Source organism: Streptosporangium sp. NPDC004631, assembly GCF_053601935.1.
In genome coordinates this window covers 72,661-87,622 of sequence record NZ_JBSGCR010000022.1, presented here as the reverse complement: position 1 = coordinate 87,622, position 14,962 = coordinate 72,661, and the positions used below count along the sequence as shown (strand labels likewise).

Here is a 14,962-nt window from a genome sequence, read left to right as displayed (position 1 = left end):
CGACCGGACGAATCCGATCCGAGCCGCCGGATCGCGTGCGTCAGAGTGCGACGAACTCCTGGATCGAGGTGCGAGACGAGGCCTTGCCAAGAACCATGATCGCCATGATCAACCTCCCGATGGCGGGCTGGAAGCGTCGCGAAGACGCTGCCACCGCGGCGCCCGGCCGTGCAACACGTTTTCCGGCGCCCTCTCAGGCTCCAACGCGGCCCCCGGCGGGGAGGCGATCGTGGCCGGCGAATCCACTTCGCCGGCCCTCCGGGAGGAGCGGAGAGTCCTCTTGGCCCTCCTCGGCTCCGCGCTCGCGGAGAACGTACCAATACGTAATCGAGGGCCTGACGCACCCTACATAAACTATGTTTCCCCCTCATGCCGCAGGACAACCCGTCAGAGCAATTCTCGTCCCTCGGACCCCCGAAAGAGGATGAAAAAGGCTGACCGGCCCGAGTTCGTGGTGGTGGGGGACACACGGAGCGATCCATCTTGACGCGGGGTCCCGCCGGCGGAATCCGGTTACTCCGGATCCATATGCGGCTGCTTTATGAAGAAATACTAAAACCCTGACCAAAATGGCTACAGATAGTCAGAATCAGCTACCCTGAGCAAGATCATGCGAAACAAGGGTTTTGACAAAACAGGCCATTGACAGCGTCAGAGGTCGTTCATAACATGCGTACACCGGAGATACCACACCGGAGATCAATCGCTGATCGAGCATCCCGCCGACCACAGCGCCACCCCTTTAATCCACTGCAGTTCCCCTGCAGAGCGGGTAGCTGAACCATCGGTGTACCAACATGGCCTTAGGAGGGATTCTGCATGCTCAAAATGATGGCGATCGGCGGCGCAGCCATGGCACTCCTCGCCCCGATCAGCTCGCCTGCGAATACCGCGGACTCGATGCCTCCGACCAACAAGGTCAAGGTGGAGGTCATGACGGTTAACGGCTCGGGCTGCCCCCGTGGATCGGCAGTCGTGACAGAAAGGCCCGACAACACGGCCTTCACGGTCACCTACAGCGACTTCCTGGCACAGGCCGGAGTCGGCGCCAAGCCGACCGACTTCCGGAAGAACTGCCAAATCAATTTGCGGGTGCATGTTCCCCAGGGATACACCTACGCGATCGCTCAGGCCGAATACCACGGCTTCGCACACCTGGAGGAAGGGGCGTCCGGCCTCCAGGAGGCGAACTACTACTTCCAGGGCAGCTCTCAGACGGTCCCGGTCAGCCATGTGCTCAACGGCCCGTTCGAGGGCGGCTGGCAGAACACCGACACGGCTGACGTGGAGGCGTTGGTATACAAGCCCTGCGGCGAGGATCGCGGCCTCAATATCAACACCGAACTAAGAGTCAATGTCGGCACCTCGAACCCGGAGAAGACGACCAGCTTCATGACGATGGACTCCACGCGCGGGAGCGTGCACACCGTCTATCAGTTCAGCTGGAAACGCTGCCCCTGATTCAGCAATCGTCGACTGACAATAGAAGGGATTCTTCGTGCGCAAACTCATGGCTGTCGCCGCGGCGGTCGTGGCATTCATCGCCACGGCCACCACTCCGGCGAATGCCTGGCCCGCCGTCCCTCCGCCAGACAAAATCATCATCGATGTCGCAACGGTCAACGGCTCAGGCTGCCGGCCTGGGACGGCCGCGGTGGCCGTTTCACCCGACAACATGGCCTTCACGGTCACCTACAGCGACTTCCTGGCGCAGGTCGGAGTCGGCGCCAAGCCGACCGACTTCCGGAAGAACTGCCAGCTCAACTTGCTCGTGCACGTTCCCCAGGGATTCACCTACGCGGTCGCTCAGGTCGACTACCGCGGCTTCGCGCACCTGGAGCCGGGCGCGACCGGCGAGGAGAGGGCCAACTACTACTTCCAGGGGCACTCCCAGACCACATCGACCACCCACAAGCTCCAGGGGCTGTTCGAGAACAACTGGCAGAACACCGACACGATCGACGTGGCGCAGCTGGTCTACCTGCCCTGCGGTGAGATGCGCAGCTTCAACATCAACACAGAACTGCGCGTGAACGCGGGCACCTCGGACACGACGAAGACCACCAGCTTCATGGCGATGGACTCGACGGACGGCAGCATCGCGACCACGTACCACTTCTCCTGGAAGCAGTGCCCCTGAACCCAGGAAAACCCTGACACCGTACCGGTGACTCAGTGAGTGCCCGCCGCCCGATCCGGATCCGGATCGGGCGGCGGCTTGCCGTCGTCACCCGTTCCGGCGACGACGTTCATGTTTGACATCGTCCCACGGGTGGCGGATGGTTGTTCGTATAGAGGACGTATATGTCCGATAAACGGACGAACTTGGGAGAAGCGGATGCCGTACTACCGCGTCGTGGGTGAGATACCGCGCAAGCGACACGTGCAGTTCCGGCGGCCCGACGGCGGACTGTACGCCGAGGAGCTGATGGGTGAGGAGGGGTTCTCCAGTGACTCCTCCCTGCTCTACCACCGGCACCTCCCCACCGCGATCATCAAGGCCGAGGCGGTCGAGTCCCCCGCGGCGACGGCGCTCACCCCGAACCTGCCGCTGTCGCCCCGGCACTTCCGCACCCAGGACCTGCCGGTCGGCGGCGACCTGGTCACCGGGCGCGGGCTGCTGGCGGGCAACTCCGACGTCCGCATGTCGTACGCCGCGAGCGAGACGCCCAGCGGGCTCTACCGCAACTCCATGGGCGACGAGTGCGTCTACATCGCCTCCGGCCGGGTCGGGTTCGAGTCGACCTACGGCGCGATCGAGGCGGGCGAGGGCGACTACGTCGTCATCCCGACCGGGACCATTCACCGCTGGGTCCCCCGGGGCCGCGTCACGGCCTTCACCGTCGAGGCCTCCGGGCACATCCGCCCGCCCAAGCGCTACCTGTCCTCCCACGGCCAGTTCCTGGAGCACGCCCCCTACTCCGAGCGGGACCTGCGTACCCCGCGGGAGCCGCTGATCGCCGAGGGCGAGGAGGTGCCGGTGCTGGTCCGCACGCGCGGCGGGCTGACCCGGCTGGTCTACCGCAACCATCCCTTCGACGTGGTCGGCTGGGACGGCTGCCTGTATCCGTACGCGTTCAACATCAACGACTTCGAGCCCGTCGTGAAGCGCACCCACGCCCCGCCGCCGGTGCACCAGACCTTCGAGGGGCCGAACTTCGTGATCTGCTCGTTCTGCCCCCGGCCGCTCGACTTCCACCCGGACGCCGTCCCGATCCCCTACAACCACCACAACGTCGACTCCGACGAGCTCATGTTCTACGCGGGCGGGGACTACACCGCGCGCAAGGGCTCGGGCATCGACGTCGGCTCCGTCTCGCTGCACCCGGCCGGGTTCACGCACGGCCCGCAGCCCGGCGCGGTCGAGGCCGTCATCGAGGCGGTACGGCAGGGACACACCACCACGAGCGAGCTGGCCGTGATGGTCGACACCTTCCGCCCCCTCGACCTGGGCCCCGCCGGACTGTCGGCCGAGGACCCCTCGTACGCCTGGACCTGGGCGCGATGAGGCTCTTCCACGCCCTCGTCGACGACGCCGGACTGTTCCCCCCGACCGCGCTGCCGATGGCCGAGGCCCTGGAGCGGCACCGGGCCGATCTGGCCGGGGGCAGCCCGGTGCTCACCCACCGCTTCCTGTGCGCGGCCGGGCGGCTGCCCGAGCTCCGCGCCCACCTGGACGGCCTGCCCGTCCGGCTCGGGCTGATCCTCGACACCCCGGACCTCCCGCCGGTCGGAGATCTCGACGTCGAGCTGGTCGAGGTGCCGGGCGGGCGGGCCGTCGCCCTCGGCGATCTCGCGGCCCGCCAGTTCGTCGAGGTCACCGCCGACCGGCTGCCCATGGACCCGCCCCCCGGGGTCGGGCTCAAGATCAGGTGCGGCGGGACGGTCGCGGCGGCCTTCCCCTCCGCCCACGACCTGGGCGCCTTCATCGCCCACTGCGTCGAGCACGGCCTCCCCTTCAAGGCCACGGCCGGGCTGCACAACGCGGTCCGCCACTTCGACCCGGTGCTGGGCGTGGACCGGCACGGCTTCCTCAACCTCGTCCTCGCGGTCTGCGCCGCCGTGGAGGGCCGGGACCCGGTGCCCGTGCTGAGCACGACGGACGTGGGCGAGCTGGTCCGGCTGGCCCGTGCCGTACCGGACGGGACCGCGGGACGGGCCAGGGAACTGCTGGTGTCGTACGGCTCGTGCAGCACCAGGACCCCGATAGACGATCTGCTGGCCCTCGGCCTGATCACAGAACAGCACGTCGGCGCGGTCGGCGCCACCGGCACGGAGGAGAACGCGTGATGACCTGGGGTCTGGAGAACCTGCCCTACGGGGTCTTCTCACGGCAGGAGGGCGAGACCCCGCGCGTCGGCGTGCGGTACGGCGAGCACGTCGTCGACCTCGCCGGAGCCCTGCACGACGAGGTGTTCGCCACCGGCTCGCTCAACGCCTTCATGGCCAGGGGCGCGACGGCCTGGCGGGACACCCGGGCGGTGATCCAGAACAAGCTGAGCACCGACCGGGGCGCCGTCGAGCCGCACCTGATCCCGCTGGAGCAGGTCACCCTGCATCTGCCGATCGAGGTGGCCGACTACGTCGACTTCTACTGCTCGCTGGAGCACGCCTCCAACCTGGGCCGGATGTTCCGGCCGGACGAGGAGCCGTTGAAGCCGAACTGGCGGCATCTGCCGGTCGGCTACCACGGCCGGGCCGGGACCGTGGTGGTCTCCGGCACCCCGGTCACCCGGCCGTCCGGGCAGCGCGGCGCCGGGGTCTTCGGGCCGTCGGCCAAGCTGGACATCGAGGCGGAGCTGGGGTTCGTCGTCGGCACGCCGACCGCCCTGGGGACGCGGGCCGGCCGGTTCGCCGACCACGTGTTCGGCGTGACGCTGGTCAACGACTGGAGCGCCCGGGACATCCAGGCATGGGAGTACGTTCCGCTGGGGCCGTTCCTCGGCAAGTCCTTCGCCACCTCGATATCCCCGTGGATCACCCCGCTCGCGGCGCTGTCACAGGCCCGGGTCCCGGGCAGGGAGCAGGATCCCGAGCCGCTGGACTACCTGCGGCGTCAGGAGCCGTGGGGGCTCGATCTGACGCTGGAGGTGTCGCTGAACGGCGAGGTCGTCTCCCGCCCGCCGTACCGGGGGATGTACTGGACGCCGGAGCAGATGCTCGCCCACCTGACCGTCAACGGCGCGAGCCTGCGCACCGGGGACCTGTACGCCAGCGGCACGGTCTCCGGCGCGCGGCCGGGTGAGCGGGGGTCGCTGATCGAGCTGACCTGGAACGGCACCGAGCCCCTCAAGCTGCCCGACGGTTCGGCCAGGGCCTTCCTGGAGGACGGCGACACCGTCACGATCACCGCGTCCGCTCCCGGCCCCGGCGGGGCCGTGATCACTCTGGGCGAGGTGTCGGGAACCATTAGATCCGCCCGGTAGGTCCGCGATGTTACTCGGCGTGCTTCATTGATCACCTCTCGCTACCCTGGGGCGCCCGAGTACTCGCGAACTTCAAAGGCAGGAACCAATGCGGCGCGCCGCGGGATGTCTCCCGATCGTTCTCCTCCTGCTCCCGGTCACGGCCTGCTCGTCGGTCGTGGCCGGGAGCGGCGCTCCACCGGGGACGGCGCCCGGCGTGGAGATCGTCCCCGCGCCGGGCACGACGGGGGCCGAGACCGGCCGGGGCCTGACCGTCCGGGCCGGCACGGGCACGCTGACCGGGGTGACCGCCTACGCGGGCGGCGCCCCGGTGCCGGGCCACTTCGACGGCGCCCGGTCCACCTGGCGCTCGGACTGGGCGCTCACCCCCGGCCGGGAGTATGTGGTCAACGTCACCGTCTCGGGGACCGGCGGCGTCCCGGTGACCACCTCCGGCAGGTTCCGCACACTCGTCCCCGCCCGGACCTTCGGCATCCGGTCCGTCACCCCCTCCCCGGGGGAGACCGTGGGCGTCGGCATGCCGATCATCGTCGGGTTCGACACACCCGTGGTGGACAGGGCGGCCGTCGAGCGGGCGCTGGAGGTGCGCTCCACCAAACCGGTCGAGGGCTCGTGGCACTGGACGGGCGACAGCGAGGTGGTCTACCGCCCCCGCCGCAACTGGCCGGCCCGGCAGCGGGTCTCGTTCACCGCGCACCTGTCCGGTGTCCGCGCCGCCAAGGACACCTACGGCGCGTCCGACCACGAGACACCCTTCGCGGTCGGCCGCAGACAGGTCAGCCTCATCGACACCCGCCTCCACCGGATGCAGGTCAGGCGGGACGACAGGCTGGTCCAGCAGATGGCGATCAGCGCGGGCATGGGCACCACCAGGGAGTACACCACCACCAGCGGCGTCCACCTGACCATGGACAAGGGCAACCCGGTCCGCATGATCTCCCCCGGCCGGAAGAAGGGCGAACCCGGCTACTACGACCTGATGATCGACCACGCGGTCCGGATCTCCAACAGCGGCGAGTACGTCCACGCGCTGAACAACGTCTGGGCCCAGGGCAGCCAGAACGTCAGCCACGGCTGCGTCAACGCCCGCCCCGACCAGGCCGCCTGGTTCTTCGCCACCTCCCTGCGCGGCGACCCCGTCGTCATTCGCGGCACCGACCGGGAACTGGAGTGGAACAACGGCTGGGGGTACTGGCAGCTCCCCTGGGCCGAGTGGCGCGAGGGGAGCGCGCTGCCTGCCGCCCAGCCCCCGCGCCCCTGGGTCTCCCCCACCCCTCAGCCCCCGCGATCACCGTGACGGGCGGCCCTGCCGCTCCCCCGGAAGACGGCATACGGTAGGGGAAGGGAACCTCCGGGACATCCGAGCCGTTCAACTACGTAGGAGGGCCGGGGCATGGATTACTGGGTCATCTGGTTGATTCTCGCGGTGGTGCTGGGTGTCGCCGAGATCTTCACCCTGACCACGGCCCTCGGCCTGCTCGGCGGCGCCGCCCTGTTCGCATCCATCGCCGCCGGTCTCGGCCTGCCGCTCCCGCTCCAGCTCGTGGTGTTCATCGCCTCCCTGGCGGCCGGGGTGGTCGTGGTACGGCCGATCGCCAAACGTCACCTCATGCCCCCGTCCTCGGATCGGCGGTTCGGAGTCCAGGCCCTCGTCGGCAAGCACGCCTACGTCCTGCGCGAGGTGACCGGCAGGGACGGCCGGGTGCGGATCGGCGGGGAGGAGTGGTCGGCCAGGGCGTACGACGAGACGCTGGTGATCCCGGCGGGGGCGGTCGTCGACGTCATTGAGATCGAGGGTGCCACCGCCCTCGTATATCCCCGGGAGTAACACCATGGACGCATTGCTGATAGCCGGGCTGCTCGTCATGTTGTTCGCCGTGTTCACGGTGATCCGTTCGGTGCGTATCGTTCCCCAGGCCCGCGCCCGCAACGTGGAACGGCTCGGCCGCTACCACAGCACGCTCAAACCGGGTCTCAACTTCGTGATCCCGTACATCGACCGCGTGTATCCGATGATCGACCTCCGCGAGCAGGTGGTCTCCTTCCGTCCGCAGCCGGTGATCACCGAGGACAACCTGGTCGTCGAGATCGACACCGTCCTGTACTTCCAGGTCACCGACCCCCGCGCGGCGGCCTACGAGATCGCCAACTACATCCAGGCCGTCGAGCAGCTCACGGTCACCACCCTGCGGAACGTGGTCGGCTCACTGGACCTGGAGATGACCCTCACCTCCCGTGACACGATCAACAGCCAGCTCCGGGGCGTGCTGGACGAGGCGACCGGCAAGTGGGGCATCCGGGTGAACCGGGTGGAGATCAAGGCGATCGACCCGCCCAAGAGCATCAAGGAGGCGATGGAGAAGCAGATGCGCGCCGAACGCGACAAGCGCGCGGCGATCCTCAACGCCGAGGGTCAGCGGCAGTCCCAGATCCTCACCGCCGAAGGTGACAAGCAGAGCGCGATCCTGCGGGCCGAGGGTGACCGGAGCGCCGCGATCCTCAAGGCCCAGGGCCAGTCCCAGGCCATCGACGAGGTCTTCCAGGCCGTGCACCGCAACGACCCCGACCCCAAGCTGCTGGCCTACCAGTATCTCCAGGTCCTCCCCGAGCTCGCCAAGGGGCAGGGCAACACGTTCTGGGTGATCCCCAGCGAGGTGACCTCCGCCCTCCAGGGCGTCTCCAGGGCGTTCACCGAGTCTCTGCCGCAGTCCCCCGCGACCCGCGAGGCCCCGGCGATCAGCGAGGCCGCGGCCAGGGAGACGGCCCAGGCGGAGAGGGCGGCGGCCGAGGCGGTCGCGGAGGCCGCCGAGGCCGACATCGGCCCCCGTCAGCTCGGCGCCGCGTCCGCCACCGCCGACCCCCTCGCCGACCTGCAGAAGAGCCGTCACCACTCCTCCTGATCTCCTCCCGGCCCCTCCGTCCCCGCCCGTTCCGCGAGAGCGGGCGGGACGGCCGGCGCCTCCGCGGCGTCCGGGTGGCGACCGGCCCCCGCAGGAGCGGTGTCCGGGCACAAGCGTGAAGCAACGCTGTGGGCCGGGTTAAGGAAACCGCGATGGACACCCCCCGAGCCGACCCGGCACAGTGCGTAAAGTCGGAAGCCAAAGGGGGATCTGTGATGAAAGCGCTGGTCAAGGAGAGGGCGGAGCCCGGTCTGTGGCTGACCGACGTACCGAGGCCGGTCACCGGGCCGGGAGAGGTGCTGATCAGGGTGCTGCGCACCGGCATCTGCGGTACGGACCTGCACATCCGGAGTTTCGACACGTGGGCCCGGCGGACCCTGCGGACGCCGTTGATCATCGGGCACGAGTTCTGCGGCGAGGTCGTCGAGGTGGCGCCGGGCGTGCGGGACATCGCGCCGGGCGACCTGGTCAGCGGCGAGGGGCACCTGGTCTGCGGCAGGTGCCGTAACTGCATGGCCGGGCGGCGGCACCTGTGCCGCGACACGGTCGGGCTGGGGGTGAACCGCGACGGCGCCTTCGCCGAGTACGTGACGCTTCCGGCCTCCAACGTCTGGGTGCACCGGGTGCCGGTGGACCTCGACATCGCGGCGATCTTCGACCCGTTCGGCAACGCCGTACACACCGCGCTGACCTTTCCGATGGTCGGCGAGGACGTGCTGATCACCGGTGCCGGGCCGATCGGGCTCATGGCCGCCGCGGTGGCCACGCACGTGGGGGCGCGCAACGTGGTCATCACCGATGTCAGCCCCGAACGGCTGGCACTGGCCGGCAAGCTCGGGGTCAGCCTGGCGCTGAACGTCACCGAGCGATCCATCGCGGACGGCATGCGCGAGCTGGGCATGCGGGAGGGTTTCGACGTGGGCCTGGAGATGTCCGGGCACCCGCAGGCGCTCCGCGACATGATCGCCAACCTGACGCACGGCGGGAAGATCGCCCTGCTCGGGCTGCCGTCCGAGCAGTTCTCGGTGGACTTCGCGACGGTCGTGACCTCGATGATCACCATCAAGGGCATCTACGGCCGGGAGATGTACGAGACCTGGTACGCCATGTCGGTGCTCCTGGAGAAGGGCCTGGACCTCTCCCCCGTCATCACCGACCGCTTCTCCTACCGCGACTTCGACGCCGCGTTCGACACCGCCGCGAGCGGCAAGACCGGAAAGATCATCCTGGATTGGACCTCCTGATGTTCGACAACGTCCGCGCCGACCTGCGCGACACCCTCGACGAGATCGCCGACGCCGGGCTGCTCAAGCCCGAGCGGGTCATCACCACCCCGCAGCGGGCAGGCATCGCCGTCGCCGGAGGCGGCGAGGTGCTGAACTTCTGCGCCAACAACTACCTGGGACTCGCCGACCACCCCGAGGTGGTGGCCGCCGCCAAGGAGGCCCTGGACCGCTGGGGCTTCGGCATGGCCTCGGTGCGTTTCATCTGCGGCACCCAGGAGGTGCACAAGGAACTGGAGGCACGGCTGGCGGACTTCCTCGGCCAGGAGGACGCGGTCCTGTACAGCTCGTGCTTCGACGCCAACGGCGGGGTGTTCGAGACGCTGCTCGACGAACGCGACGCGGTGATCTCCGACGCGCTCAACCACGCGAGCATCATCGACGGCATCCGCCTGTCGAAGGCCCGCCGCCTGCGCTACGCCAACCGCGACATGACGGAGCTGGAGGCCAGGCTCAAGGAGGCGTCCGACGCCCGGCGCAGACTGATCGTCACCGACGGGGTCTTCTCCATGGACGGCTACGTCGCGCCGCTGGACGAGATCTGCGACCTGGCCGAACGGTACGACGCCATGGTCATGGTGGACGACTCGCACGCGGTCGGCTTCGTCGGCGAGGGAGGCCGGGGCACCCCGGAACTGCACGGCGTGATGGACCGGGTGGACATCGTCACCGGCACGCTCGGCAAGGCGCTCGGCGGGGCCAGCGGCGGCTACGTCGCCGCGAGGAAGGAGATCTGCGAGCTGCTCCGCCAGCGTTCCCGCCCGTACCTGTTCTCCAACTCGCTCGCCCCGATGATCGCCGCCGCCTCACTGCGCGTCCTCGACCTGATCAGCGGCTCCAGCGAGGCCCGGGAGCGGCTGCGCGCCAACACCGAGCGGTTCCGCACCCGGATGACCGAGGCCGGATTCGACATCCTGCCCGGCGACCACCCCATCGTCCCGGTGATGATCGGCGACGCGACCGAGGCCGCCGCCCTGGCCGAGCGCCTGCTCGAACAGGGCGTCTACGTGATCGGCTTCTCCTACCCGGTCGTCCCGCACGGCAAGGCCCGCATCCGGGTCCAGCTGTCGGCGGCGCACTCCACCGAGGACGTGGACCGGGCGGTGGACGCCTTCGTCACGGCCCGCGGATGACCTCGCCGGGAAGTCGGCGGACGGCCTCGGCGACAATGAGAGGGTGATAGACACGCGGCGGCTCAGGACCCTGCGCGCGCTGGCCGACCATCGGACGGTCACCGCCGCGGCCGCCGCGCTGCACCTGACCCCCTCCGCCGTCTCCCAGCAGCTCGTCGCCCTGGAGCACGAGGTGGGCCACAGGCTGCTGGAGCGCGACGGCCGGGGCGTACGGCTCACCTCCGTGGGCCGGATCCTGCTCGGCCACACCAACGAGGTGCTCGCCCAGCTCGAACGGGCCGAGGCCGACATCGCCGCCTACACGACGGGTACGGCCGGCGAGGTGAAGGTGGCCTCCTTCGCCACCGCGATCGGACTCGTCGTGGCCCCGGCTGTGGGGACACTCCGGGACAAGGAGCCCGGCATCCGGGTGCACGTCCTGGACGCCGAGGGCGACCAGAGCCTCACCATGGTGCTGGACGGCGCGGTGGACGTCGCCGTCGCGGTCGAGTATCGCGGCGCCCCCGCCGAGGACGACCGGCGCCTGTCCCGGATCCCCCTCTACTCCGAACCCTTCGACGTGGTGCTCCCCCAGGGCCACCGTCTGGCGGACGGTGAGGTGACCGTGACGGATCTGTCCGGCGAGACCTGGATCGGCCCCTATCCGGGTAACCCCTGCCACGACGTGATCGCGCTGGCCTGCGAGCACGTGGGCTTCATCCCCGAGTTCGCGCACTCCTCGGACGACTTCAGCGCGGTGGTCGCGCTGGCCTCGGCCGGAGCGGGCGTGGCGATGGTGCCCCGGCTGGCCCTGCGCGACACGGACCTGTCCGGCGTGGTGATCCGTCCGGTGGCGGCGGGCCCGAACCGCCGGGTCTTCGCCGCCGTACGGCGAGGCGCCGAACACCACCCCCTGCTGATCCCCCTGCTGAACACCCTCCAGGACACCGCGACATCCCTGCGCCGGTCTCCGTCCCCATGACGAGCAAGCACACCGGCTCCACGCGGATCCGGGGGTTCTCCGCGCTCCAGCCCCGGTCGGTGACCGTTATGGAGAGCAGGTCGTCATACACCGTCAGCCGGAGAAGCAGCGAGTCGGCCCAGGGGCTCCCGTCCGGCTCCTTTCCCGCCTGCCGACCTCCCCCGTGCTGATTTCCCGCGTACTGACCTCCCCCGTGCTGTACGGCGTTGGTCACCAGCTCGGACACGGCCAGCCGCGCGTTCTCGTAGGCGGGGTCGTCCCTCCCCAGCCATGTGCGAATTTTGTCCCGCGCCCGCGAAACGGATTCGGGAATTCTGGGCAGACAGGTCTCGTGATGCGTCCCCGGAATCATTGATTTGCCTCCTCCTGCCGAATTCGACCGGTTTTACGTCTCACTCAGGCCATTGGCCGGGGTGCCACCGTGTCTCTGAGGTGGGACTTCATACGGTCGCAAACACCTGAGGGCCGGGGTGTTGAATCGTGTTCGCAATATGTTCACAGTTGCCGGAACACCCTGGCGGGCCGGAAGGACTCCCCCTGACAATGACCTGAACACGGTGCCCAGCATCGAGAGGAGCCGGAAATGAACGCCCCCCCTGGAACCGGACCCGCACGTATCCTCACGCATTCAATTCGGTACGGAACTACGTAAATCCCGGCTTATTGCGGGATTTACGTAGAGAAGGCTCGGCGAGGCGATCCACCTGTCGATCAGCCAGCTCAGCATGGTCGAGAACGGTCACCGGCTGCCGACCCTGGAACTGGCCGGCAAAATGGACGACGCCCTCAACCTGGGGACGGCGCTCACCGGCCTGCTTCAGACCGAGAACTACGCACGGGCCATCCTGAACCGCAAGCCCGGCACCACCGCCGAAGAGACCGAGGAGGATGTCGCGGCCCGAATGGAGCGGCAGGAGGTCCTGAGAAAGCCGACGCCCCCGATGCTCTGGGTCATTCTGGACGAGGGCGTGCTGCACCGCCCGATCGCCGAACCGGAGGTGATGAAGGGGCAGTTCGAGCGCCTTCTCAAAGCCGGGGAAAGCCCGCGAATCTTTCTCCAGATTCTTCCCTACTCGGCGCGGAACGTGCTTGGCTTGTTGGGAGGTTTCACCATCGCGGACTCGTCGAGGGGACACCACCCCGTGGCTTACATCGACTCGCAGAGCACGGAAGACCGGGTCAGCGACCGGCCCGAGGACCTGAAGAACCTGGCATTCAGATACGACGCGATCCGGGCGGACGCCCTGCCCCGGCGCGAGTCCCTCAGCATGACCAAGGAGACAATACGGAGATGCACGACCTGATCCGGGAACTTCGCACCGCCCAGTGGCGCAAGTCCACCCTCTCCGGTGACGACGGAAGCAACTGCGTCGAGGTCGCCACCCTCTCCGGCGGCCACCGAGGCATCCGCGACAGCAAAGACCCCAACGGCCCCGCCCTCATCATCACCCCCGACACCTGGACCACCCTCCTCACCGCCATAAAAAACGGCACCCTCGACTAACCCACACGAACCTTCACCCGAACAGCCCTCCGGCCACCCGTCCGGAGGGCTTCCGAGGGATGCCGGGGCCGAAGGTTCAAGCAGCGGGAGCCCGTGGTGTCAGACGGCCCTCGACAGCCGAGGCGGGAGAGGTGCGTCACATCGCGCTGATCGCGCCTGTCACGTAGGGGGCCAGCCAGATCGCCCAGACAACGAGGCTGAACCGGTGGAAGCTCTGCTTCTCGCCGGGCCGGTCACGGATCAGCACGACGACGGCCCAGAGCAGATGGACGGCCATCAGGACGAGGGCGACGCCACCGCTCACGATCATGATGCTGCTGAGTCCCGAGACGGACGCCCCGGTCGCCGCACGGTCATCGGCGATCATGCTCATCAGGAAGGTGCCGGTGGCGTCGCAGATCAGACCGAGCATGAAGGCACCGGCGTGCCACCACTTCAGCGTCTTCTGCAGACGTTCCGCCCAGACTCCGATGGTGTAGAACACGAGGGCGAAGGTAATGATCACAATGGCGAGCGGAAGCAAGGGGACTCCTCAGGCGCGACCCCGGCGACAGCGATCACCGGAAGGACCGCGAACGTGCCGTGAACAGCCCACCTGAGCGGCTTGAGCGCAGGTGGGAACGGAAAGTTCGTCATTTCTCACTAACGGTAGGTAACGCCTCCTCTGGCACGCATCGTTCAAAAGGTGTACTGCGGCCGTCCGAAAGAGCCAACCCGGACGGATCATCCTCACGATGCGCGAGGAGAGCCCGCCGCCCGGCCAGTGGCGAATCTCCCCGAACACCGTCAACGTCGCGGCGATCACCTCGCGGGGGACGTGATACCCGGCACCGCACCGACGATGGTGCCGCCGCTCATGCCGGGCCCACTGCCGCCGGTGGTGGGGAGGTCATCGCAGGGCGAACTCGTCGAGAGGGATCAGCCAGGAACGAGCACGAAGGCGCTGACGTGTGCGGGCCGGACCACTGAGAAATCTCTGGTGTCCACGGTGAACACCTCATTGATGCGGAGACGTTCCGCGACAGCGACGACCGAGGCGTCGGCGGATCCAAGTGGAAGATCGGCGTAACGCTCCACCAAGTCGGCAATACGGCCGAGATCCTCGTGCACAGGGTCGATCAGCCGAAAAACACCGGCCTGCAATGAGCGTAGGAACCCGGCCTCCGCCCTGGCTCCACCGATCTTGCCCAGCATGTAGGAGACTTCACCAGCCACGAAGCCGGGGACAAGAAGTTCACGTCGTTCTTTACGGAACCGGTTGAACGCCTCAACGCAGACATCGTGCTTGCGGTCATTTCGGATGGCAGCGGCAACGATGGGGCCGGTGTCAACAACGATCACACCTCGTGACCATACCCCTCACGCAAGATCTCCTCAGTGCGTTCGGCGATGTCATCCTGTTCCGTGACGACGGACCCGAACCAGGCGGGCGGCCACTCCTGACCTGACTCTCCCCGATCAGAGTGAACGAGACGCAGGGTGTGCGCACGCACCTCACGGAGCTGGTCCGGCGTCAGGCGATCGACCAGCCGATGCATGTCCTCGAACTCTTCCGGAGCAGCGGTCATGGTCGAAAGTCTACGCCGACCTCGCTGAGAGGCGTGGGTCCAGTTGGTGCGGCGGCGGGAGAAAGGGCCTGGCCGCCGGTGACGGCGTCACCCCGACGTCCTCACAGCCCAATGGCGGGAACGCGCCCGCATCCGCGGCGAGAAGGGCCTCCGCTGGGACGGACGATCCCTCGTTGTCGCAGCCTGA

At 68.2% G+C, this 14,962-nt stretch carries 16 protein-coding genes and 1 pseudogene; 13 read left to right on the top strand and 4 right to left on the bottom strand.

Translation table 11 applies throughout. The features are described from left to right. Positions 1 to 819: 819 nt before the first annotated feature. From ACWEF2_RS21720 to ACWEF2_RS21670, 11 genes are all read left to right on the top strand, one after another. Positions 820 to 1,461 (top strand): DUF4360 domain-containing protein, encoded by a 642-nt coding sequence (locus ACWEF2_RS21720; RefSeq protein WP_453817794.1) that lies wholly within the window; start codon positions 820 to 822, stop codon positions 1,459 to 1,461. 49 nt (positions 1,462 to 1,510) lie between these two features. Then, entirely contained in the window at positions 1,511 to 2,140 is a 630-nt protein-coding gene (locus tag ACWEF2_RS21715) for a DUF4360 domain-containing protein (RefSeq protein ID WP_355597009.1), read from the top strand. 198 nt (positions 2,141 to 2,338) lie between these two features. Next, positions 2,339 to 3,508, top strand: coding sequence for a homogentisate 1,2-dioxygenase domain-containing protein (locus tag ACWEF2_RS21710; protein WP_453817792.1), 1,170 nt, complete (start codon positions 2,339 to 2,341; stop codon positions 3,506 to 3,508). After that, positions 3,505 to 4,290: a hypothetical protein gene (locus ACWEF2_RS21705; protein ID WP_453817791.1), complete on the top strand. Its 786-nt coding sequence runs from the start codon at positions 3,505 to 3,507 to the stop codon at positions 4,288 to 4,290. The genes ACWEF2_RS21710 and ACWEF2_RS21705 overlap by 4 nt, the downstream gene beginning before the upstream one ends. Beyond that, positions 4,290 to 5,426: a fumarylacetoacetase gene (fahA, locus tag ACWEF2_RS21700; protein ID WP_453817849.1), complete on the top strand. Its 1,137-nt coding sequence runs from the start codon at positions 4,290 to 4,292 to the stop codon at positions 5,424 to 5,426. Before ACWEF2_RS21705 ends, fahA begins: the two co-directional genes overlap by 1 nt. Positions 5,427 to 5,514: 88 nt before the next feature. Further along, positions 5,515 to 6,723 carry an Ig-like domain-containing protein gene (locus tag ACWEF2_RS21695; protein ID WP_453817790.1) on the top strand — a complete coding sequence of 403 codons (1,209 nt, stop codon included), beginning with the start codon at positions 5,515 to 5,517 and terminating at the stop codon, positions 6,721 to 6,723. A 96-nt stretch (positions 6,724 to 6,819) separates the two neighbouring features. Further along, the gene (locus tag ACWEF2_RS21690) at positions 6,820 to 7,254 is read left to right on the top strand and encodes an NfeD family protein (protein WP_355596905.1); all 435 of its coding nucleotides are present in this window, start codon (positions 6,820 to 6,822) and stop codon (positions 7,252 to 7,254) included. 4 nt (positions 7,255 to 7,258) lie between these two features. Then, positions 7,259 to 8,326, top strand: coding sequence for an SPFH domain-containing protein (locus tag ACWEF2_RS21685; protein ID WP_355596902.1), 1,068 nt, complete (start codon positions 7,259 to 7,261; stop codon positions 8,324 to 8,326). Between the two features lie 215 nt (positions 8,327 to 8,541). Continuing rightward, positions 8,542 to 9,570, top strand: coding sequence for an L-threonine 3-dehydrogenase (gene tdh / locus ACWEF2_RS21680; protein ID WP_453817787.1), 1,029 nt, complete (start codon positions 8,542 to 8,544; stop codon positions 9,568 to 9,570). Beyond that, the gene (locus ACWEF2_RS21675) at positions 9,570 to 10,742 is read left to right on the top strand and encodes a glycine C-acetyltransferase (RefSeq protein ID WP_453817785.1); all 1,173 of its coding nucleotides are present in this window, start codon (positions 9,570 to 9,572) and stop codon (positions 10,740 to 10,742) included. Before tdh ends, ACWEF2_RS21675 begins: the two co-directional genes overlap by 1 nt. A 43-nt stretch (positions 10,743 to 10,785) precedes the next feature. Further along, complete coding sequence (locus tag ACWEF2_RS21670; RefSeq protein ID WP_453817783.1) at positions 10,786 to 11,703, top strand: LysR substrate-binding domain-containing protein; 918 nt, start codon at positions 10,786 to 10,788, stop codon at positions 11,701 to 11,703. Positions 11,704 to 11,731: 28 nt separating this feature from the next. Here the strand turns inward: ACWEF2_RS21670 and ACWEF2_RS21665 are convergent. Then, positions 11,732 to 12,055, bottom strand: a pseudogene (locus tag ACWEF2_RS21665) (ATP-binding protein); the annotation flags it as partial. 346 nt (positions 12,056 to 12,401) lie between these two features. On the opposite strand from ACWEF2_RS21665, the gene ACWEF2_RS21660 reads away from it, so the two are divergent. After that, positions 12,402 to 13,007 carry a helix-turn-helix domain-containing protein gene (locus tag ACWEF2_RS21660; protein WP_453817848.1) on the top strand — a complete coding sequence of 202 codons (606 nt, stop codon included), beginning with the start codon at positions 12,402 to 12,404 and terminating at the stop codon, positions 13,005 to 13,007. Then, positions 12,995 to 13,207: a DUF397 domain-containing protein gene (locus ACWEF2_RS21655; protein WP_453817781.1), complete on the top strand. Its 213-nt coding sequence runs from the start codon at positions 12,995 to 12,997 to the stop codon at positions 13,205 to 13,207. Before ACWEF2_RS21660 ends, ACWEF2_RS21655 begins: the two co-directional genes overlap by 13 nt. A gap of 136 nt (positions 13,208 to 13,343) precedes the next feature. Here the strand turns inward: ACWEF2_RS21655 and ACWEF2_RS21650 are convergent, their stop codons facing one another. The 3 genes from ACWEF2_RS21650 to ACWEF2_RS21640 form a co-directional block, all read right to left on the bottom strand. Further along, positions 13,344 to 13,730 carry an HsmA family protein gene (locus ACWEF2_RS21650; RefSeq protein WP_453817779.1) on the bottom strand — a complete coding sequence of 129 codons (387 nt, stop codon included), beginning with the start codon at positions 13,728 to 13,730 and terminating at the stop codon, positions 13,344 to 13,346. A gap of 395 nt (positions 13,731 to 14,125) precedes the next feature. After that, a complete protein-coding gene (locus tag ACWEF2_RS21645; RefSeq protein WP_453817777.1) occupies positions 14,126 to 14,548 on the bottom strand; it encodes a type II toxin-antitoxin system VapC family toxin in 423 nt (140 codons plus the stop codon). Beyond that, entirely contained in the window at positions 14,545 to 14,775 is a 231-nt protein-coding gene (locus ACWEF2_RS21640; RefSeq protein ID WP_453817775.1) for a hypothetical protein, read from the bottom strand. The genes ACWEF2_RS21645 and ACWEF2_RS21640 overlap by 4 nt, the downstream gene beginning before the upstream one ends. Positions 14,776 to 14,962: the final 187 nt, after the last annotated feature.

What these genes read in the sequence shown, in the direction of transcription:
- ACWEF2_RS21720 (WP_453817794.1), top strand. Translation starts at nt 820, where the DNA reads ATGCTCAAAATGATGGCGATCGGCGGCGCAGCCATGGCACTCCTCGCC.
- ACWEF2_RS21715 (WP_355597009.1), top strand. Translation starts at nt 1,511, where the DNA reads ATGGCTGTCGCCGCGGCGGTCGTGGCATTCATCGCCACGGCCACCACT.
- ACWEF2_RS21710 (WP_453817792.1), top strand. Translation starts at nt 2,339, where the DNA reads ATGCCGTACTACCGCGTCGTGGGTGAGATACCGCGCAAGCGACACGTG.
- ACWEF2_RS21705 (WP_453817791.1), top strand. Translation starts at nt 3,505, where the DNA reads ATGAGGCTCTTCCACGCCCTCGTCGACGACGCCGGACTGTTCCCCCCG.
- fahA (WP_453817849.1), top strand. Translation starts at nt 4,290, where the DNA reads ATGACCTGGGGTCTGGAGAACCTGCCCTACGGGGTCTTCTCACGGCAG.
- ACWEF2_RS21695 (WP_453817790.1), top strand. Translation starts at nt 5,515, where the DNA reads ATGCGGCGCGCCGCGGGATGTCTCCCGATCGTTCTCCTCCTGCTCCCG.
- ACWEF2_RS21690 (WP_355596905.1), top strand. Translation starts at nt 6,820, where the DNA reads ATGGATTACTGGGTCATCTGGTTGATTCTCGCGGTGGTGCTGGGTGTC.
- ACWEF2_RS21685 (WP_355596902.1), top strand. Translation starts at nt 7,259, where the DNA reads ATGGACGCATTGCTGATAGCCGGGCTGCTCGTCATGTTGTTCGCCGTG.
- tdh (WP_453817787.1), top strand. Translation starts at nt 8,542, where the DNA reads ATGAAAGCGCTGGTCAAGGAGAGGGCGGAGCCCGGTCTGTGGCTGACC.
- ACWEF2_RS21675 (WP_453817785.1), top strand. Translation starts at nt 9,570, where the DNA reads ATGTTCGACAACGTCCGCGCCGACCTGCGCGACACCCTCGACGAGATC.
- ACWEF2_RS21655 (WP_453817781.1), top strand. Translation starts at nt 12,995, where the DNA reads ATGCACGACCTGATCCGGGAACTTCGCACCGCCCAGTGGCGCAAGTCC.
- ACWEF2_RS21640 (WP_453817775.1), bottom strand. Translation starts at nt 14,775, where the DNA reads ATGACCGCTGCTCCGGAAGAGTTCGAGGACATGCATCGGCTGGTCGAT.